The 18986-nt window shown below is 55.6% G+C and carries 14 protein-coding genes and 1 tRNA gene; 10 read left to right on the forward strand and 5 right to left on the reverse strand.

All coding sequences use genetic code 11. The annotated features are described in order from the left end of the window. Positions 1 to 20 precede the first annotated feature (20 nt). Positions 21 to 1013 carry an aspartate--ammonia ligase gene (asnA, locus tag NCTC9997_RS00620; protein ID WP_064977075.1) on the forward strand — a complete coding sequence of 331 codons (993 nt, stop codon included), beginning with the start codon at positions 21 to 23 and terminating at the stop codon, positions 1011 to 1013. A 261-nt stretch (positions 1014 to 1274) separates the two neighbouring features. Here the strand turns inward: asnA and gstA are convergent, their stop codons facing one another. Next, positions 1275 to 1880, reverse strand: coding sequence for a glutathione transferase GstA (gene gstA / locus NCTC9997_RS00625; RefSeq protein WP_064977076.1), 606 nt, complete (start codon positions 1878 to 1880; stop codon positions 1275 to 1277). Positions 1881 to 2061: 181 nt separating this feature from the next. Between gstA and NCTC9997_RS00630 the strand changes: the two genes are divergently transcribed. Together NCTC9997_RS00630 and NCTC9997_RS00635 are read left to right on the forward strand one after the other, a co-directional pair. Beyond that, a tRNA-Pro gene (locus NCTC9997_RS00630) sits at positions 2062 to 2138 on the forward strand. 394 nt (positions 2139 to 2532) lie between these two features. Next, the gene (locus tag NCTC9997_RS00635; protein ID WP_159033746.1) at positions 2533 to 3825 is read left to right on the forward strand and encodes a GGDEF domain-containing protein; all 1293 of its coding nucleotides are present in this window, start codon (positions 2533 to 2535) and stop codon (positions 3823 to 3825) included. Between the two features lie 83 nt (positions 3826 to 3908). Here NCTC9997_RS00635 and cydX read toward each other — a convergent pair whose 3' ends face one another. The 3 genes from cydX to NCTC9997_RS00650 are packed head-to-tail and all read right to left on the reverse strand — an operon-like array spanning position 3909 to position 6791. Beyond that, positions 3909 to 4022 (reverse strand): cytochrome bd-I oxidase subunit CydX, encoded by a 114-nt coding sequence (gene cydX / locus NCTC9997_RS00640; RefSeq protein ID WP_010862866.1) that lies wholly within the window; start codon positions 4020 to 4022, stop codon positions 3909 to 3911. 60 nt (positions 4023 to 4082) lie between these two features. Continuing rightward, entirely contained in the window at positions 4083 to 5219 is a 1137-nt protein-coding gene (gene cydB, locus NCTC9997_RS00645; RefSeq protein WP_064977077.1) for a cytochrome d ubiquinol oxidase subunit II, read from the reverse strand. A 12-nt stretch (positions 5220 to 5231) separates the two neighbouring features. After that, positions 5232 to 6791 (reverse strand): cytochrome ubiquinol oxidase subunit I, encoded by a 1560-nt coding sequence (locus NCTC9997_RS00650; RefSeq protein ID WP_064977078.1) that lies wholly within the window; start codon positions 6789 to 6791, stop codon positions 5232 to 5234. A gap of 484 nt (positions 6792 to 7275) precedes the next feature. Here NCTC9997_RS00650 and NCTC9997_RS00655 point away from each other — a divergent pair, with 484 nt between their 5' ends. The 5 genes from NCTC9997_RS00655 (at position 7276) to NCTC9997_RS00675 (ending at position 15126) form a co-directional block, all read left to right on the forward strand. Further along, positions 7276 to 8655 carry an SLC13 family permease gene (locus tag NCTC9997_RS00655; protein WP_177331138.1) on the forward strand — a complete coding sequence of 460 codons (1380 nt, stop codon included), beginning with the start codon at positions 7276 to 7278 and terminating at the stop codon, positions 8653 to 8655. Positions 8656 to 8978: 323 nt separating this feature from the next. Then, positions 8979 to 10355, forward strand: coding sequence for an SLC13 family permease (locus NCTC9997_RS00660; RefSeq protein ID WP_010862862.1), 1377 nt, complete (start codon positions 8979 to 8981; stop codon positions 10353 to 10355). Between the two features lie 72 nt (positions 10356 to 10427). After that, positions 10428 to 11498 carry an FUSC family protein gene (locus tag NCTC9997_RS00665; protein WP_064977079.1) on the forward strand — a complete coding sequence of 357 codons (1071 nt, stop codon included), beginning with the start codon at positions 10428 to 10430 and terminating at the stop codon, positions 11496 to 11498. A 105-nt stretch (positions 11499 to 11603) separates the two neighbouring features. Beyond that, positions 11604 to 12161 (forward strand): OmpA family protein, encoded by a 558-nt coding sequence (locus NCTC9997_RS00670; protein WP_165807660.1) that lies wholly within the window; start codon positions 11604 to 11606, stop codon positions 12159 to 12161. A 133-nt stretch (positions 12162 to 12294) separates the two neighbouring features. Continuing rightward, positions 12295 to 15126 (forward strand): M16 family metallopeptidase, encoded by a 2832-nt coding sequence (locus tag NCTC9997_RS00675; protein ID WP_082935438.1) that lies wholly within the window; start codon positions 12295 to 12297, stop codon positions 15124 to 15126. Positions 15127 to 15191: 65 nt separating this feature from the next. On the opposite strand, the gene NCTC9997_RS00680 is transcribed toward NCTC9997_RS00675, so the two are convergent. Then, positions 15192 to 15662, reverse strand: a complete 471-nt coding sequence (locus NCTC9997_RS00680; RefSeq protein ID WP_039046430.1) for a thioesterase family protein — start codon at positions 15660 to 15662, stop codon at positions 15192 to 15194. 292 nt (positions 15663 to 15954) lie between these two features. On the opposite strand from NCTC9997_RS00680, the gene pldA reads away from it, so the two are divergent. Both pldA and recQ read left to right on the forward strand, forming a co-directional pair. Continuing rightward, entirely contained in the window at positions 15955 to 16926 is a 972-nt protein-coding gene (pldA, locus tag NCTC9997_RS00685) for a phospholipase A (protein WP_082935439.1), read from the forward strand. 168 nt (positions 16927 to 17094) lie between these two features. Then, positions 17095 to 18915: an ATP-dependent DNA helicase RecQ gene (recQ, locus tag NCTC9997_RS00690; RefSeq protein ID WP_010862856.1), complete on the forward strand. Its 1821-nt coding sequence runs from the start codon at positions 17095 to 17097 to the stop codon at positions 18913 to 18915. The last annotated feature ends 71 nt before the right edge of the window (positions 18916 to 18986 follow it).

Here is an 18986-nt window from a genome sequence, read left to right on the forward strand (position 1 = left end):
AATGTACGGGGCCTTGCACGATGAACAAGTCATTTATCCAACGTCAGCAGCAAATCAGTTTTGTGAAAGATTTCTTCTCCCGCCAGTTGGCCCATCAGTTAGGTCTGGTGGAAGTGCAGGGCCCGATTTTAAGTCAGGTGGGCGACGGTATTCAGGATAACCTGTCCGGTAGCGAGCAAGCGGTGCAGGTGAAGGTTAAAACTTTGCCACAGGCGCAGTTTGAAGTGGTGCACTCGCTGGCCAAGTGGAAGCGTCACACGCTGGGCCGTTACGGTTTTGCCGTTGGTGAAGGGCTGTATACCCACATGAAAGCGCTGCGTCCGGACGAAGATCGTCTGTCGGCTATCCACTCGGTGTATGTGGATCAGTGGGATTGGGAGCGCGTGATGGCCGACGGTGAGCGCACTCCAGCCTATCTGCAGCAGACGGTTCGCAAGATTTATCAGGCCATCTGCCTGACCGAAAAAGCGGTGTGCGCCGAGTATGGTCTGACGCCGTTCCTGCCTGCGGACATTCATTTCATGCACAGCGAGCAATTGCTGCAGCGCTACCCAACTTTGAGCGCCAAAGAGCGTGAGCGTGCGATTGCTAAAGAGCTGGGTGCCGTGTTCCTGATGGGCATTGGCGGCACCTTGTCTGACGGTCAGGCCCATGATTGCCGCGCCCCAGATTACGATGATTGGAGCTCGGCGGGTGTGGATGGCTTGGCCGGTTTGAACGGTGACATTCTGGTGTGGAACCCGGTGCTGGATGATGTGCTGGAGCTGTCATCGATGGGTATTCGTGTCGATGCTGATGCTCTGCGTCGTCAGGTGGCGCTGACCGGGGATGAGGATCGCTTGCAACAAGCGTGGCACCAGAGTCTGCTGGCTGGTCACATGCCACAGACCATTGGTGGCGGGATTGGGCAATCACGTCTGACCATGCTGCTGCTGCAACGTCCGCACATTGGTCAGGTACAGTGCGGCGTGTGGGCGCCAGAGCTGCATCAGCAAATCGAAGGGCTGCTGTAAGTTCGCGTGAGTTTGCATCAGTTCGGGCGCCGGTAACGTTCGGCGCTGTACGATGCGAAGGCTTCGGTGGAAGTGGAAAAGTAAGTAATGACGCGGTAAGTAAAAAAAGAGATCGCGGCAAAAGTTGTTGGGTAATGGGTAATTTTATCGCTGCTAGACAGGCGATCGGGAAACCCACCGTAGTGAGCCGTTCACTGCGGTGGGTCTTTTTTTGCCTGTCGTTCAGGGCGTTGGGCGTAAGCACTACACCGATTTTCGGCGTTACAACAAGCCTTCCGCCTGTAAGGTGGCTTGTACTGCAGGGCGCGCCTGAATACGGCTTAAGTACGCTTGTACTTGCGGGTAGGGCGTGAGCTCGATATGCAGCCACTTGGCCCAGCCCAAAATGGTGAACAGGTAGGCGTCGGCAATGCTAAAGGCATCGCCACACGCGTACGGGGCGTCAGTCAGTTGCTGATTGAGGCCCTCAAGCTGACCGGCGATCCGCTGTAAGACCTGCTGGCGATAATCTGCCGGCATGGCGGGGTTAAATAGGCCGCCCCAGCCTTTATGCAGCTCGGTGGCGATAAAGTTCAGCACTTCCAGTAGATGGTAGTGAGCACGGGTGCCGGGCGCGGGCTGCAATCCGGCCTCTGGGCATTGATCGGCTAAGTACTGCACAATCGCCACCCCTTCGGTCAAGATGCTGCCGTCATCCAGCTGTAGGGTCGGCACCTGTCCTTTGGGGTTGATGAGGCGAAAATCGCTGCCGTGTTCGGTTTGCTTGGTTTTCAGGTCCACTTTTTCTAGGGTGTGGGCCAAACCTAACTCGTTAAGCACGATATGTGGAGAGAGCGAGCAGGCCCCCGGGGTGTAAAACAGTTTCATGTGACAGCTCCTTACGTGAGCGTACCGGTCTGGTTGATGGCCGGTGCGCGTCCAAAATGGCGGGTGGTGCCGGTAAATCACACAAAAAGAACAATAATGCAGCGAACACGCGCTGGCTAGCGGAAAAAGTGCGAGAAAGTGATTGACGACCGGCGGGCAGGTGATTAATATGCGCGGCATTCGGTGAGTAGCGCAGTCCGGTAGCGCAACTGGTTTGGGACCAGTGGGTCGGAGGTTCGAATCCTCTCTCACCGACCAGCATTCTTGAAAAACCCAGCCTTATGGCTGGGTTTTTTGCATTGTTTTTTTGTATTAGTTGTTTGTATTGGAGTTTTGGCTCCTATCCTTCCTCGGTCTTATTGTTCTTTTCTCTTGGGCTCCCTGCCAGTTCGTTTTTCTTCCTACCGCTATCTGGCATCTCTATCTCGTGGCTGGATTTTAGGTTTTGGTGCGGCATGGTGATTCTGATGCAGTGCATCAGTTGCCATATACCTGTCTTGTTTGTAGGCTTTTCTCGGCAGATAAAACCAATAATCAGACATATAACTGCGTGTTTGTTCCATTTAATCCTTTTTAAGCAATGCTAAACTTCACTGTTGTAGATCTAATTTATAAAAAGAACATACCAAGAGTAATGAGAGAGCGCTGGTTAATGGTGTGGCAGAATGCCGCGGCCAAGTTTTTTACTGCCCTGTTGCTGCTAACAGTTGCGGCGGTGGTGTTATACCCGGTGTTTGCCCATCGGGTGATCCGAATTGATGGTTTGAGTGCCGACAGTGTTGAACCGATAGATGATCGGGTGCGCGGTGGCACTTCTGAAGCCGTGGTGACGGTAGACAAAAATGGCCGGATTAATCTGAATTGTCAGTTAACTACCGATTATCGTTGGCCGTATTGTGAGGCGTCACTGCTGGTGGCGGAGCCGGAGTTGGGGCTGGATTTGTCTAAGTTTGAGCGGATCCGCATTGCGTTGCGCTCATCCGGTGAAGAGCCGCAGTTCTGGCGTTTGTACCTGCGTAATTACGATCCGGCCTATTCGCGCTGCGATGAGCCATTATCGCATAAGGTTAACGAGCTGATTGTGCGTCCAGCCGATACCGGCAATATGGTGGATGTACCGATGCGCGCATTTCAGGTGGCCAGCTGGTGGATCAACGATTTTAAAGTGCCAGTACAACACGCCTTGCCGCAATTTGATCGGGTCTTTCAGCTGGAATTTGCCTCTAGCGAGGTGATGCCGGCCGGTGAGCACCGTTTGCAGATTGATTATGTGGAATTTCACGGTAAGTGGATTTCACCTGAGCATTATTACCTGCTGATCATCGCGGTGTGGGTAGTGAGCATGCTGACCTATTTGTCGCTGATGCACGTACAGATGCGCGCTCAGCTGCGTAGTGCTCGCCAGCGCCAGCAGCAGTTGTCAGAGCTGAATCTGATGCTGAAACTGCGTAATGAAGAGGTGGAGTATCAGGCCAAATACGATCCGCTGACTGGGGCATTGAACCGCTACGGCGCGCGCGCCTTGATGCTGGATATGTGGCGGCCGACCAAGGCCGAAACGGAAGGCGCGATGATTTTGCTGGATATCGACCACTTCAAGCGTATCAATGACACCTATGGCCATTTGGTCGGGGATGAAGTGTTGCAGCATCTGGCGCATCGTTGTCGCAGTTTGATCCCTGCCAATTGCCGTTTGGTGCGTTGGGGCGGTGAAGAGTTTATGTTGCTGTGCCCTGATATGACCTTGTACCGCGCGCAATATGTGGCTGAGCAGCTGCGCAGTGAGTTTGAGCAGACGATTTGGCCGCTCAATATTGCGGTGACTGCCTCGTTTGGGGTGGTGGAGTTGGGCGTGGGTGAGAATATGGCCGATACCATTTGCCGCGCTGATGTCGCTTTGTATCAGGCCAAGCAAAACGGGCGCAATTGTGTCTGCTTAGGCTAGCGCTGCTGCGTGGTGCATAACGTGATGCATAAAAAGCCCCGCCGAGAGGTGGGGCTTTTTAGTGGGCGGATGTCCGTGGCGATTTATTGCGCCTGTGGCGGTTCAGGCGGTAGGTGGGTATTTTCCAACCAGACACCGAGGATGATTGCGCAGGCACAGGCCAGTAAAATGGCCAAAAACCATGCCAGATACCACATATTTGGCTACCTCTTCAGATGGTGTGGAACGCTGCGGTTAATGCCAGCGCTCCCACGCGTTTAATACAGTTGATGATCATGTTGCTCGATGAAGTCGGCATGTAAGCGGCCGAACATCTTGTAGTAGCACCATCCGGTGTACAGCAGCACGATCGGCAAGAAAATCGCCACGATAATCAGCATGATCTCCAATGTTTCATGGCTGGATGTGCCATCCCACAAGGTAAGACTGGCGACCGGATTGAGGCTCGATGGCATCACAAACGGGAACAGGGTAAATCCCGCCGTGAGGATCACCCCAGCCTGAGTCAGCGAGGCGGTCAAAAAGGCCCAGCCAGACCAGCGGCGCGCACTGGTGAGCAAGGTCAGCAGCGACATCACGACCGCCAGCAGCGGGAAGACCAGCATCCACGGATGCGTGATAAAGTTATTGGCCCACGCCCCCGGCATTACCGCGACGCTTTTCAGCAGCGGGTTAGACGGGCCATTGGGGTCTGCATGCAACAGCAGATAGCCTGGGATCCCTTCCATCAACCAGTAGCCGGCTAGCAAGAAGCAGCACAGTAGTAGCCAGCCACTGCTACGGGTGATCATGCGCGCACGCAGGTGCAGCACACCGCCAGTTTTGAGCTGCAAATAGCAACTGCCTTGCAGCAAGATCATGCACAGGCTAAGCAGGCCACACAGCAGGGCAAACGGATTGAGCAGCGCCCAAAAGGTGCCTTGGTAGCTGATATGCAGATTGTTATCTAAGGTAAACGGCACCCCTTGCAGCAGGTTACCGAACACCACACCGAACAGTACGGCTGGTACTGCGCTGCCGATAAACAGACCCCAATCCCACAGGTTACGCCAGCGGGCATCGGCAATCTTGCCGCGATAATCAAAGGCCAGTGGCCGGAAAAACAGGGCGCTGAGCAAGATGATCATGGCAGCATAAAAACCGGAGAACGCTGCGGCGTACACCAAAGGCCATGCGGCAAACAGCGCCCCTCCAGCTAAGATCAGCCACACCTGATTACCTTCCCAGTGTGGGCCGACGCTGTTGAGTAAAATGCGCTTTTCGGTATCGTTAGCGGCAATAAACGGCAGCAGCGTACCGACCCCCATATCAAAGCCATCGCTGACGGCAAAACCAATTAAGATCACGCCGATGATCAACCACCAGATCAGGCGCAGAGTCTCGTAATCAAACATAGTCATCTCTCCTTAGGCCTGTGGGCGGCTGGCTTGCTCCAGCGCATAGCGACCGGTGTGCAAACTGCTGGGGCCCAAGCGGGCGTATTTGATCATCAGGTAGACTTCGGCGATGAGGAACAGGGTGTACAGACCGCAAATCAACAAGATAGAGAACCATAACTGGCCGGCGGTTAACGCTGAGTTAGCGGCGGCGGTGGGTAACACATCTTGAATCGCCCACGGTTGACGGCCAAATTCGGTCATGAACCAACCGGCTTCGATGCTAAACCACGGCAGCGGCAAGCTGTACAGACACACGCGCAGTAGCCGTGGGGAGTCGGCCACTTTGCCGCGCACGGTTTGGATAATCGCCGCCAGCATCACCAACGCAATCAACATGCCGCAGCCAATCATGATGCGGAAACTCCAGAACACCGGAGCCACTTCGGGGATGCTGCCTTTCATGGCCGCTTGGTATTGTTCGCTGCTGACGTTGGTCATATCTGGTGCATACTGTTTCAACAACCAGCCATAACCCAAATCGGCTTTCACTTTGTCGAACGCGGCTTGGGTTTGTGCGTTGCCTTGGCCTTGATTGATTTGCTGAAGCAGTAAATAGGCTTCGCGGCCACGCTCTAAGCGCGGGAGGGTTTCGTTCATCAGCGGCACTAATCCCGGTACCGGTTTATCCAACGAATGGGTGGCTAAAATCCCTAATAAGGCCGGGATCTTGATGGCAAAATCATTTTTCTGCGCGTCTTGGTTCGGCCAAGCGACTAAGTGAAACGGTGCGGGAGCCGGTGAGGTTTGCCATTCGCCTTCCATTGCCGCCAGTTTTACCGGCTGCACTTTGGCCACTTCATACGCGGAGCTGTCACCCAGTTGAATTGCGCCGAGGATCGACAGCATGCCAAAGCAGGCCGCGACCGAAAACGAGCGCAAGGCAAAGCCGCGATCACGACCGCGCAGCAGGTAATAGGCGCTGATGGCCATCACGAACATCGCGCCAGCCACATAACCGGCGGTGACGGTATGCACAAATTTGACCTGACTGACTGGGTTAAACACCAGATCGCTAAAACTGACCATCTCCATGCGCATGGTCTGGTAGTTAAAGCTGGCACCGGTGGGGTACTGCATCCAGCCGTTAGCGTTTAAGATCCACAGCGCCGAGATATTGGAGCCGAAGGCCACCAACCAGGTGGCGAGCAGGTGCTGGTATTTATTCAGCCGCTCCCAACCAAAGAAAAACATACCGACAAAGGTGGATTCGAGGAAGAAGGCCATCAGGGCTTCCATCGCCAGCGGCGCGCCGAAAATATCCCCCACATAGTGCGAGTAATATGACCAGTTGGTCCCGAATTGGAACTCCATGGTCAGGCCGGTGGCGACACCAAGCGCAAAGTTAATCCCGAACAGCTTACCCCAGAACTGGGTCATATCGCGGTAGACGGTTTTGCCGGTGACCACATACAAACTTTCCATGATCACCAGCAAAAACGACAACCCGAGGGTTAAGGGTACAAATATAAAGTGATAGAGCGCGGTCAGAGCAAACTGTAACCGCGATAGATCAACAACATCCCACATGTTGACTCCTTTCAGAACACCTGCCTGTGACACGCATCAACGTGACAAGCCATCAATGAGAACGCAAAACAGCGAGCGGGGCGCTAACCAGTTGGGCGTGACCCAGTACCGGCTCACAGATGCGCAATCACCGGCAACAGGCGTCCCTTGCGTTAGGGTAGATCGTTGGCGGAGAAAACATAGTGTCGGGATACCGCTTGCGGTTGTTATTAACGGGTTGTTTCTTTTTTGGGTAAACGCTCATAGGTACTACAAAATGCTACCGGCGAATTTAGTGGCGCGATTTCTGCTGTCTTTTAGTGGAAAAGGTCGCCTAACTATTCGTTTCAGCTCTCATCATTGGCATTAAAGTGAATAGTTAACGTTTAAATCAATTTATCCCTTGTTGTGTTGCGGTTATCGTTTGGTGAAATTGATGCGCCTCGGAGGTTGTGTCTGTTGCTTAACTGCGGGGTTATTGATCCCCAACAAGAAAGGATGATTTATGAGCGAGCTGTCTGTCTCTCCTTCACCCGCGTCTGGTGGTATCAGTCGTAGCAGTGTGATTTTGGCAGCGGATATTCTGCTGCTGGGATTGCTGTTGGCGTTTTTACCGTTTGAGCCGGCGGCCAACAAAGGGTTGGCGCTGATGATTTTTATCGGTGTGCTGTGGCTGACCGAAGCCTTGCACGTCACCCTGACCGCGCTGCTGGTGCCGATTATGGCGGTGGTGCTGGGGCTGCTGGAAGCGCCTAAAGCGCTGTCGATGTTTGCTGATCCGATCATTTTCCTGTTCTTCGGTGGTTTTGCCTTGGCCACCGCGCTGCACATTCAGAGCATTGACCGTCTGCTGGCCAATCAGCTGCTGCTGGCGGCACGCGGTCGAATGAGCGTGGCGGTGATGATGCTGTTTGGGGTGTCGGCGGGGTTGTCGATGTGGATCAGTAACACCGCCACGGCCGCCATGATGCTGCCACTGGCGCTGGGCGTGCTGGCGCAGCTTGATCGCGAAAAAGACCACCGTACCTTCGTGTTTGTGCTGCTCGGCATTGCCTATAGCTGCAGTATTGGTGGCTTGGGCACCTTGGTCGGTAGCCCACCAAACGCGATCGCGGCGGCGCAATTGGGTTTAGATTTTGCCGGTTGGATGAAATTCGGGATCCCGGTGATGCTGGTCACCATGCCGCTGATGATTGGGCTGCTTTATCTGCTGCTGCGCCCGAACTTACGCCATACCTTTAAGGTGGAAGTGGAAACCTTGAGTTGGACGCGTCCGCGTCTGCTGGCTCTGGCGATTTTTGCCCTGACCGTGGTGTGTTGGATTTTCAGTACCCAGATCAGTGCTGCGCTGGGGGGCGTGAAGCAGTTTGACTCGCTGGTGGCGTTAAGTGCCGCAGTGTTGATTGGTGCCTGTGGGGTGGCTAATTGGCAGCAGATCCAGAAAAACACCGAGTGGGGCGTGCTGATGCTGTTTGGCGGCGGCCTGACCTTGAGTGCGGTGTTAAAAGAGTCAGGGGCTAGCGTGGTGATGGCTAACGGCATGGCCGATCTGTTTGGCGCCGGTCACTGGTTCATCATTATTCTGGCGGTGGCGGCGTTTATCATCTTCCTGACCGAATTTACCTCTAACACCGCCAGTGCAGCGCTGTTAGTGCCGGTATTTGCGACTGTGGCTGAAGCGCTCGGCATGCCGTCGGCCCTGCTGACGCTGGTGATCGGCATGGGGGCGTCGTGCGCCTTTATGTTACCGGTGGCCACACCGCCCAACGCGATTGTGTTTGGTACGGGGCAAATTCGCCAAAGCGAGATGGTGCGCGTGGGGATTTGGCTTAACTTGCTGTGCGTCGGCATCGTGACGCTGTTTGCTTGGTTTGTGTGGCGTTAAGCGCCTCAGTCATGCGCTTTAGGCACTAAGTCGCATTCTGTCACTACGACAACAATTGCAAACACGGCAACCTCGCGGCAGGAATTTAACCCGCGGGGTTTAAAACAGCCGAATGTTAGAAATGGCTATGCTTGCATAGCCATATTCTTTTTAAGGTCTAAAACGCTTCAGCTCTCAGATTGATAATATGTAGCATATTTGACTAGTTGTCCTCTGGCTGAATGTTTTTATTTGGTTATCTTTGTGTGAAATCAAGGTGTGTTTGTAGGTGACTCTACATGCATACCGGCCACAGGTCGTATTTTCACAGGGAGTTTTACCATATGGCCGATGTTCCTCTCACTCCGGCGCTGGGCGCAGGTGTTAGCCGCAATGGCGTCATTATCCTGCTGGATATGGCGCTGTTTGCTTTATTACTCAACGTATTACCGTTTAGCCCCGATGCTAACAAAGGCTTGGCGCTGATGGTCTTTATCGGCGTGCTGTGGTTGACCGAAGCGCTGCATGTCACCTTAACCGCGCTGCTGGTGCCGCTGGTTGCCGTCGGCCTTGGCTTGTTGGATGCGCCTAAAGCACTATCTTCGTTTGCCGATCCGATTATTTTCCTGTTCTTCGGCGGCTTTGCGCTGGCGACCGCGCTGCATATTCAAGGGCTAGATCGCCTGATCGCTAATCGTCTGATGGTACTGGCGCGCGGCAAGATGTCGACCGCGGTGCTGCTGCTGTTTGGGGTTACCGCAGCGCTTTCGATGTGGATCAGTAACACCGCCACTGCGGCGATGATGCTGCCACTGGCGCTGGGGATCCTGAGCAAATTGGATAAGGAAAAAGACAGCCGTACTTTCGTATTCGTGCTGCTGGGGGTGGCTTATAGCGCCAGTATCGGCGGTCTGGGTACCTTGGTGGGCAGCCCACCAAACGCGATCGCCGCTGCTCAATTGGGATTGGATTTTGCCGGTTGGATGAAGTTCGGCCTGCCAGTGATGCTGGTGACCATGCCGGTGATGATGGCGGTGCTGTATCTGGTGCTGCGCCCGAACCTCAAGCATGTGGTCAGCATCGAAACGGAAACCATGGTGTGGACACCGTCGCGCATGATCACCTTGAGCATCTTTGCGGTGACGGTAGTGTGCTGGATTTTCAGTAGCCAAATCAGTGCAGCACTCGGTGGGATCAAGCAATTTGACTCACTGGTGGCGTTAAGTGCTGCGGTGCTGATTGGTGCAACCGGCGTGGCCAATTGGCAGCAAATTCAGAAAAACACCGAGTGGGGTGTGCTGATGCTGTTCGGTGGCGGTCTGACCTTAAGTGCGGTGCTGAAAGACTCTGGTGCCAGCTTGGTGATGGCCAACGGCATGGCGGACATCTTCGGTGCCAGCCACTGGTTCATCATTATCTTAGCCGTGGCCGCGTTTATCATCTTCCTGACCGAATTTACCTCGAATACCGCCAGTGCGGCGCTGCTGGTGCCGGTGTTTGCGACTGTGGCTGAAGCTTTAGGCATGCCGCCGTTACTGCTGACCTTGGTGATCGGGATGGGCGCATCGTTTGCCTTCATGCTGCCAGTGGCCACACCGCCGAATGCGATTGTGTTTGGTACCGGTTTGGTGCGCCAACGCGACATGATCCGCGTGGGTTGGTGGCTGAACTTAGTGTGCATTCTGGTTATCAGTTTGTTCGCTTGGTTTGTGTGGCTGTAATCACATTTTTCTGTTCTCACGCCAGGAGCCTGCTAAAATGCAGGCTCTCTTTTTTGCTGCGTGGTTCTTCCCGTGCGTTTAGTTGATCGCGAATTTATCTTTCGCCACTATCGAGCCTATCATGCGCTGCGTGTCGGTTCGGCCTTCCTGCTGACCTTAATCCTGTTGCATTACGCGCCGCTCGGCCATAGCCCGTGGGTACTGGTCACCCTGTTGGTGGTGATGAGTAACATTCCCTACATGGGGGGCGTGTGGCAAAAGGGCTGGCACCGCATTCTCGGTACCCTGATTGGCGCAGCCGCCGGTCTGATTAGTATCAAAATGCAGTTGATTGCGCCGTGGGCGGCATGGGCGTGGATGAGTCTGGTGGCAACGGCGTGTGGCTATTATGGCCTTGGCAAGCGCCCGTATGTGGCGATGCTGTGCGGGATCACGCTGGCCATGATTGGCTGGGGCGGAATGGCCGGCGAGCAAGAAGCCTTATGGCGTGCCGCCGATGTCTTGATCGGCACCGTGCTGGCGATCTTCTTTAGCAGTATCTTCCCGCAACACGCGTCACGCCGCTGGCAATTACTGCTGAGCGATAATCTCAAAGCGATGGCGCAACTGTATCAAGTGCATCGCTCGGAAGCGCTGTTACAGTCACTTGACAGCGAACAAGCCATTAAAACCATCTATAACCGCCATCTTTCGATGCGGCCTCTGTTGGCTCCGGCCTCGCGTGAGCACTTCTTACCGTTGGAAACCCTCAACGAAATTCAAAACTTGCTGCGTCTGATGCTCAGTACCTTAGAACTGCTGGTCGGAACCCACCAAGCTTATTCTGATGCGCAAATCCATTGGGAATTGCCGAAACTGAAAGCCGAGCAAATGCAGCTGGCGCGGGCGATGAACGCGCAGGCGATGCGTTTGCGCGGCCAAGATGCATCGCGCCCGGATAGCGGCATGTTCGAGACCTTTGTTCAAGCTGGCGTTGTACCGCTGCGTGAAGCGGGGCGTTTGCCGCTCAGTCCGTTTGGTTATCTGTGGCTCAATCGGGAGCTGGCGCGTCAATTTACCCGTTTACAGGGTTTATTGCTGCAGGCCGAGCCGCCGCGTAAGCGGGGTGCGAAAACGCCCACCACCGAGGCCGACAGCCAATAAGCGCCGTGGTGTAGCCTGCGGTCGTGGCATTGCGTCTTGGGTACTTTCGCTCGCATAATAGACAGATGCGGATAATCACCGCGCGGTGGGATGCAGGAGAAGGATATGATGCCATTGCAACGAACTGGGTCACACAGATGGTGGCTGGGCTGTGTCATGAGCACCTTGGTGGCGCTACCGGTGAGCCGCGCGTTGGCGGATGTTCCGGTGCTGTTTCAGGTCCATGAGGAAGTGATCTCGCGCGGTTATCAGATGCCGATTGCTGGCCCCTATCCGGCGCAGGTGATCCCCGCGGATTGCGAGCAGTATTTGCAACATAACCAGTTTGATGTGCTGGGGGTCGATCCGGTGCATTTTGCCTTTAATCGCAGCGAGCTTAACCCGCGCGATCAGGCGATCGTGCGCTGTGTGGCGCGCGTGATGCAGCAAAGCGATCTGCGTGTGGGCTTGGTCGGGCATACCGACAGCATTGGTAGCGCTGCCTTTAACCAAGGGCTCGGGATGCGTCGTTCGCAATCGACCGCCCGCAGTTTGCTGAATAACAGCGCGCCGGCCTCGCAAATTGGCCCACTGCGCAGTGCTGGGGAAAGTGAGCCGGTCGCCACCAACAGCACCGCCGCCGGACGCGCACAGAACCGACGTGTTCAGTTTGTCATTGAGTAAGTGACGCGCGGGTCATTACGCGCGCATCACTGCTTAATTACTAACGCAGATTATTACTTATATTGTTATCGCCAAGCTTGTGATGGCTGCTCGTATGTGGGGCGCCATCGGCTGATTATCAGGATGAGAAAACATGGTACAGGGATATGTAAGGCGCCACCTTGCGCGTGGTATGGCGCGCGTGATGGCGTGGCTGGCGGCGGCGCTGATGCTGGTGGCTACGCAGGTGGCGGCCGAGGCGTTGCAACCGGATCCGGCTTGGTTGGAAGGGCGACTGGATAACGGCCTGCATTGGCAGATCTTAAATACCCCACAGCGGCCGAACGATCGCATCGAGTTGCGCTTGCTGGTGCGTACCGGCTCGCTACAAGAGCGCCCTGAGCAGGCCGGTTATGCTCATTTCCTGGAACACATGGCCTTTAACGGCACCGCCCGTTTCCCTGAGCAAGCCATTCGCGATCTCTGGCAGCAAGCTGGGTTGACCTTTGGCGATGACCTCAATGCCTCCACCGAATATGACAACACCCTGTACCGCATCAGTTTACCGGCCGATAAGCCGCAGTTGCTGACCCCGGCTCTGACTTGGCTCAGTGATGTCGCCGGTGGCCTGAGCTTGCAGCCGGCGCAGGTGTCGGCCGAGCGCGGGGTCATTTTGGGTGAGAGCCTGACCCGCGATAAGAATCAACGTTCGGCCCATCAGCAGTGGTGGGATTACCAAATCAAAGGCTCCGCGCTGGCCAAGCACGATCCGATTGGTGAAGCCGAGGTGATCAACAGTGCCACCCGTGAGCGTTTACAGGCCTTTTACCGTCAGTGGTACACCCCAGATGCGATGACGCTGCTGATCAGCGGCAATGTGGATGCGCGCAAGGTCAGCAGTGAAGTGGCGCATTTGTTTGCCCCTCTGCAGGGCAAGCGTAGCGAGGCCGTGCCACCGGCCGTGCTGCCGCCACTGGCGGCCAGCCCACTGCAAATCAGCGCGCACAAGCAATTGAACAACCAATTGCTGTTGGTGTGGGACAGCGCGTGGCAGCCGCCACAAGACAGCGCCGCGTTAGATGCGTTGTGGTTGGGGGATTTTGTGCGCGGTTTGATCCGCCAGCGCCTGAGCGATGCCATCAGCCAGCATGGCAGTCAGCCGATCAGTTTAACCTTGGGCTGCAGTGTGCGTTATGCGCGCGAGTCGTGCGCGCTGAGCGTGGAAAGCGATGCCGAGCAGCGGCAAAAGTGGCTGCAATTTGTGGCCACCGAGTTGGCTCGTTTGCGTCAGCACGGGGTGTTACCTAGCGAGCTGACTTTAGCGCATCGCTTGGCCAATGACGATCTCAACCGCTTTTACGAGCAATACGCCCGCATGACCAGCGGCGATTTTATTAATCAGCGTCTGTTTGCTCTCGAGTCGGGGGCGCCAGATCTGGGACCGGAGCAGTATCGCCGTTTACGCGCCACCTTCTTGCAAAACTTAAGTTTAGAGCGGGTGAATCAAGAGCTGCAGCGTCAGCTGGCGATCGAGCCGGTCTTGGTGCTGATGCAACCGCACAGTGAAGCGGCGCAATCCGCTGATAGCCTGATGCAGGCCTGGCGCTTTTTGTCCGCACAGCCGCAAGCGCCGTTGAGTCGCAGCGAATCGGGTGCCGCCGCCGCGCAGCAAATGTTGGCTACGCCAGCACAGATCGGCCAGATCACCGAGCAGCAAAGCTGGCCGCAGTGGAAACTGAGTCGCGCGTTGCTGAGTAACGGCTTATCGGTGCTGGTCCGCCAAGACCCGCAAGCTAAAGACCGCATTTATCTGCGTTTACGCTCGCGTGGCGGTGTGCGTTCACTGCCGGTGGAGCTGCTGCCTGCCAGTCAATTGCTCGGCGTGTGGGGCGCGCACGGTGTCGGGCCGTTAGATCGTACCCAAACGCAGCAGTTTATGGATGTGAACCGTTTAGACATGTGGCCACTGCTCACCCTGAGCCAGCATGGGTTGGGTGGCTCGTCAGATGTTGAACACCTCGATGCTTGGTTGGCGATGGCGCGCCAGAGCTTACTGGCGCCGAAGCTGGATAATCAGGTGCTGGACGATGTGCGCACTCAGCAAGCCAGTCAGTTGACCCAGTATCTGGCCACCGCGCAAGGGCGTTTTAATCAGGCGCTGGATCAACATCTGTTCCCGCATAACCGCTATGCCGAGTTACCAACGCCGGCGCAGCTCAAGCAAGTTTCGCTGAAACAGCTGCAGGCGCTGCACCAGATCTTTATCTCGACGATGCAAGATGCCGAGCTGGTCGTGGTGGGCGATGTGGATCCGGCCAAGGTGTTTGCGCTGGCCGCGCGTTATTTAGGCGGCATTGATTTGGGCGGCGAGCCGGAGTGGGCGCGTTATCCGTTCTTACTGCGCCAGAGTAAACCGCTGTTGCGGCAAGACAACCCAGAAGATCGCACCTTGGTTATCGAGTCGCGCTTGTCAGTGCCGGCGATGCAAGATGATTTAGCCCACCGCTTGGCGCACGATATGCTGCTGCGTATTTTGCAGCAACGTCTGGAGAATCAACTGCGCGAAGCCTTGGGGCTCACTTATGGTGTGGCGGTGGACATGGATTACCCCAGCACCGACATGCAGCTGAATCTGCTACAAATTCGGGTGCTGGTGGCACCGGACAAGCAAGAAGAAGCGCAAGAGGCGATAGCCGAGCAGCTGGCTTTGCTGCTGGATAAAGGGATCAGTGAGCAAGAGTTCACCCAGGCGCGCGGCCAAGTGGCGACCTCGTTGCAAGATATCTGGCGGCAACCTGCTGCTACGGTGGAGCTGCTCAGTCAGTACCGCTTAGCCGGTTATCCGTTAGAGGAGGTGATGGACGTCAATCAGGTACTCAGTGGCATTACCGAACAGACGGTGCGCGATCTGATGCTGCATTACCTGCGTGCACCGGGTCAGCTAAGTGCGGTGTTCGCGCCGCCGGTGGCCGCCAAGTCAAAATGAGCCTGCGCCTGAGCGCAGAGTGAGAAGACCGGTAGGGGGCGAGCAGGCTCTCGCCCCTGCGGGCATCATCCCACCAGATAGGTGCCGGTCCCGAACGCGATATGGGTGCCGTGCTCGTTGTGCAGCTCCATACGGGTGACTGCCACTTTGTTACCGGCGCGGATCAGGTGGCCGGTAGCGATCAGCATCTGGCCACGGCCGGGGCGCAGGTAGTCGATACGCAAATCGATGGTACCGACTTTACCGAGGCGCTCGGCCAACAGAGCCTCGGTCAGCTGCTCACCTTGGGTCAGGGCTGAGGTGGCGGCTAAGATGCCGCCGACCACATCCAAAATGGCGGCGGTCACGCCGCCGTGCAAGATCCGGTGGTGCGGATTGCCAATCAGCTCATCGCGCATCGGGACGCGGATCTCGACTAAATCTGCATCATTTTGTGTCAGCTGCATATCCAGCAGGCGGTTAAAGGGCATGTCCTGCATGAAGATCTGGCCGATAAAATCCCGCGCTTGAGCCACAGAAAGGTAGGGGGATGGCATACAGGCTCCTTATCCATAAGCGGTAATCACCATTAATGTGATTAAACTGTTGCGTTAGTGTTTTTACTTTAAATCAGTGCTGATGAAAAAACACGCACAATGCGTCAGACCGCCCACACTTTTTGCGACACATTTTTGCTCACACAAAAGTGCTTGATATTGCTAACAGCGGCGGGGGATTCCTTGTTAGGATGCGCGCACAATAAGCAGATACCTACCGGCAACCTGACCGCGGACAGGGCCGGCAACAAGCTCAATAAAGGCAGAAGGCAGAACCTAAAGAGGAGTAATTATGTCAGGTATGCGGGGATGGCTGAGTGCAGGACTGGTACTGAGCAGTGCGTTAGGCAGTGCCAGTGTGCTGGCTCAGGAAACGGATTTAGATGCTGGCACAGCGGTACCGGCCAGTGAAGCAACGGCGAGTGAGTCAGTAGCGAGCGCGGCGAGTCGGCCCAATTATGCCGGTCGGATTGCAAATTTGCTGGAGCGCCATGACACGCCATTTTTGCTGATCCCGTATGACACCAATTACATCCTGTACACCTATACCGATCGTCTCAACAAAGACATGTATGCCAACCGTGGCTACGATGCGGATGACCTGCGTAAAGACAACATCAAATTCCAGCTCAGCTTTGCCTTCCCGATTTGGCGGGGCGCGTTTGGTCATAACTCGGTGATTGCCGCTGCCTATACTCAAAAATCGGTGTGGCAAGCGACGAATTTCTCGATTTCTGCGCCGTTCTTGGAAACCAATTACGAGCCGCGCATCTTTACCGCGTGGAGCACCGATTACAATCTGGCCGGCTGGAGCTTTAAAGAGCTGGAGTTCGGTTTCGTGCACCAGTCGAATGGTCGTGGCTACGATTATTTCGATGAGCAGGACGAAAAGCACGACACCTCACGCAGCTGGAACCGCATTTATGCGCGCGTCATGGCGCAGCGCGGTAACTGGATGGTTGATTTAGAGCCGTGGGTGCGGGTGGACTCGGATAAAAACGATGACAACCCCGATATCGTCGATTACCTCGGCCACTACCGTCTGCAAGTGGGCTATAAAGCCGGTGACAGCGTCTACAGCATGGAAGGGCGCTACAACTGGGATTCCGACAAAGGCAGCGTACAGCTAGGCTGGAGCTATCCACTGACGCCAAGCGTGCGCTTCTACACCCAGCTGTTCACCGGTTACGGTCAAACCATGATTGATTACAACTACCGCCAGACCTCGTTCGGGATTGGCGTGATGTTGAATGACATCATGTAAGTAGGTCAGCGTAACAAGCGTCACTGACGGGCTTGCCGACGTTACTGCATGCCGTATATCTGGTGCGTCGGCGGCGCGCAATGTGCTCACGCCGCGATCAGATAGCGACAAACGGCGGCAGTGTTTTTACAATACCGCCTTTGTGTTCTCTTGAGATAGGATGGCGGCGTGTCAGTGGCGGAAGTTTCTCCAGCTCCTTCAGCGGCCGCGCAGGTTCTGCGCGACGTGTTCGGTTATCAGTCGTTCCGGCCTGGGCAGGCGGCGATCATCGAACGGGCGCTGCACGGCCGTGACAATCTGGTCATCATGCCGACCGGTGGCGGTAAATCGCTGTGTTATCAGGTGCCGGCGCTGTTATTGCCCGGTCTGACCTTGGTGATTTCTCCGCTCATCTCGCTGATGAAAGATCAGGTCGACCAATTGCGCGCTAATGGCGTGGCCGCCGCCTGTCTGAATTCCACCTTAAGCCGCGAAGAGCAACTGCAAGTAATGCAAGATGCGCGCAGCGGCGTGCTCAAATTGCTGTATGTTTCACCGGAGCGCTTATTAACCGGCGGCTTGCAACAGCAGTTGGCGCAGTGGCCTCTCTCGTTATTGGCGGTGGATGAGGCGCACTGTATCTCGCAGTGGGGACACGATTTTCGCCCAGAATACCGCGCGCTCGGCGAGATCAAACAGCGCTTTCCACAACTGCCAGTGATGGCGCTGACCGCCACAGCCGATGACACCACCCGCCAAGATATCGTGCGCCATCTGGCGCTCACCGATTACGATCTGCATCTGGGCAGCTTTGACCGCCCCAATATTCGCTACACGTTGGTGGAAAAATTCAAACCGGCCGAGCAGCTGCTGCGCTATGTGCAAGAGCAGCGCGGTAAAAGCGGCATTATCTACTGTAATAGCCGCACCAAGGTGGAAGATACCGCCCAGCGTCTGAAAGCCCGTGGCTTGAGCGCCGCGGCGTATCACGCCGGATTAACCACCGAGCGGCGCAGTGATGTGCAAGAGGCTTTTCAGCGCGATGATTTACAGATAGTGGTCGCTACGGTGGCGTTCGGCATGGGGATCAACAAGCCGAACGTGCGCTTTGTGGTGCACTTTGATATTCCGCGCAACATCGAATCCTACTATCAAGAAACGGGCCGTGCTGGCCGTGATGGTTTACCGGCCGAAGCGGTATTGTTCTTCGACCCAGCCGATATGGTGTGGCTGCGCCGGATGCTGGAAGAAAAAGAGCCCGGACCGGTGCGGGATGTGGAAACCCACAAGCTCAATGCCATGGGCGCATTTGCCGAAGCGCAAACGTGTCGCCGTCTGGTACTGCTGAACTATTTTGGCGAGAGCCGCCAAGAGCCGTGCGGTAACTGCGATATCTGCCTTGATCCGCCCAAGCGTTATGATGGCTTGGAGGATGCGCAAAAGGCGCTATCGTGCATTTATCGGGTCGGCCAGCGTTTTGGTTTGGGCTACGTGGTGGAAGTGCTGCGCGGGGCGCAGAGTCAGCGGATCCGCGATCATGGTCATGACAAGCTTTCGGTGTACGGAGTCGGGCGTGACCACAGCCATGAACATTGGGTCAGTGTGCTACGTCAACTGATCCACTTAGGCTTTGTCACCCAGAATATTGCTCTGCATTCCGCCTTACAGCTGACCGAAGCGGCCAGACCGTTGCTGCGCGGGGAAGTCAGTTTGCAATTGGCGCAGCCACGCGTCACCTTAGGCAAACTGCGTAGCAGCGCCAAGACACTGTTGAGCCATTATGATCGTCAGCTGTTTGCCAAGCTGCGTAAGCTGCGCAAATCCATCGCCGATGAAGAAGGGATCCCGCCGTATGTGGTGTTTAACGATGCCACTTTGCAGGAAATGGCTGAGCAAATGCCCACTACTGCGCGCGATATGTTGAGCGTTAACGGTGTTGGTCAGCGTAAACTGGAGCGCTTTGGCTCACCGTTCTTACACCTGATCCGCGAGCATATTGATACCGAATAGTAATAATCGAATGCTGTGCTCTCGATGCAGGTAGAAATAAAAAAGCCAAGCATCATGCTTGGCTTGTAAGA

Origin of the sequence: Plesiomonas shigelloides, from assembly GCF_900087055.1 — a bacterium.
GTDB lineage: Bacteria > Pseudomonadota > Gammaproteobacteria > Enterobacterales > CAMTGL01 > Plesiomonas > Plesiomonas shigelloides.

What these genes read in the sequence shown, in the direction of transcription:
- NCTC9997_RS00670 (WP_165807660.1), top strand. Translation starts at nt 11,604, where the DNA reads ATGATGCCATTGCAACGAACTGGGTCACACAGATGGTGGCTGGGCTGT.
- NCTC9997_RS00660 (WP_010862862.1), top strand. Translation starts at nt 8,979, where the DNA reads ATGGCCGATGTTCCTCTCACTCCGGCGCTGGGCGCAGGTGTTAGCCGC.
- NCTC9997_RS00680 (WP_039046430.1), bottom strand. Translation starts at nt 15,662, where the DNA reads ATGCCATCCCCCTACCTTTCTGTGGCTCAAGCGCGGGATTTTATCGGC.
- gstA (WP_064977076.1), bottom strand. Translation starts at nt 1,880, where the DNA reads ATGAAACTGTTTTACACCCCGGGGGCCTGCTCGCTCTCTCCACATATC.
- NCTC9997_RS00655 (WP_177331138.1), top strand. Translation starts at nt 7,276, where the DNA reads ATGAGCGAGCTGTCTGTCTCTCCTTCACCCGCGTCTGGTGGTATCAGT.
- cydB (WP_064977077.1), bottom strand. Translation starts at nt 5,219, where the DNA reads ATGTTTGATTACGAGACTCTGCGCCTGATCTGGTGGTTGATCATCGGC.
- NCTC9997_RS00635 (WP_159033746.1), top strand. Translation starts at nt 2,533, where the DNA reads ATGGTGTGGCAGAATGCCGCGGCCAAGTTTTTTACTGCCCTGTTGCTG.
- pldA (WP_082935439.1), top strand. Translation starts at nt 15,955, where the DNA reads ATGTCAGGTATGCGGGGATGGCTGAGTGCAGGACTGGTACTGAGCAGT.
- asnA (WP_064977075.1), top strand. Translation starts at nt 21, where the DNA reads ATGAACAAGTCATTTATCCAACGTCAGCAGCAAATCAGTTTTGTGAAA.
- NCTC9997_RS00675 (WP_082935438.1), top strand. Translation starts at nt 12,295, where the DNA reads ATGGTACAGGGATATGTAAGGCGCCACCTTGCGCGTGGTATGGCGCGC.
- NCTC9997_RS00650 (WP_064977078.1), bottom strand. Translation starts at nt 6,791, where the DNA reads ATGTGGGATGTTGTTGATCTATCGCGGTTACAGTTTGCTCTGACCGCG.
- cydX (WP_010862866.1), bottom strand. Translation starts at nt 4,022, where the DNA reads ATGTGGTATCTGGCATGGTTTTTGGCCATTTTACTGGCCTGTGCCTGC.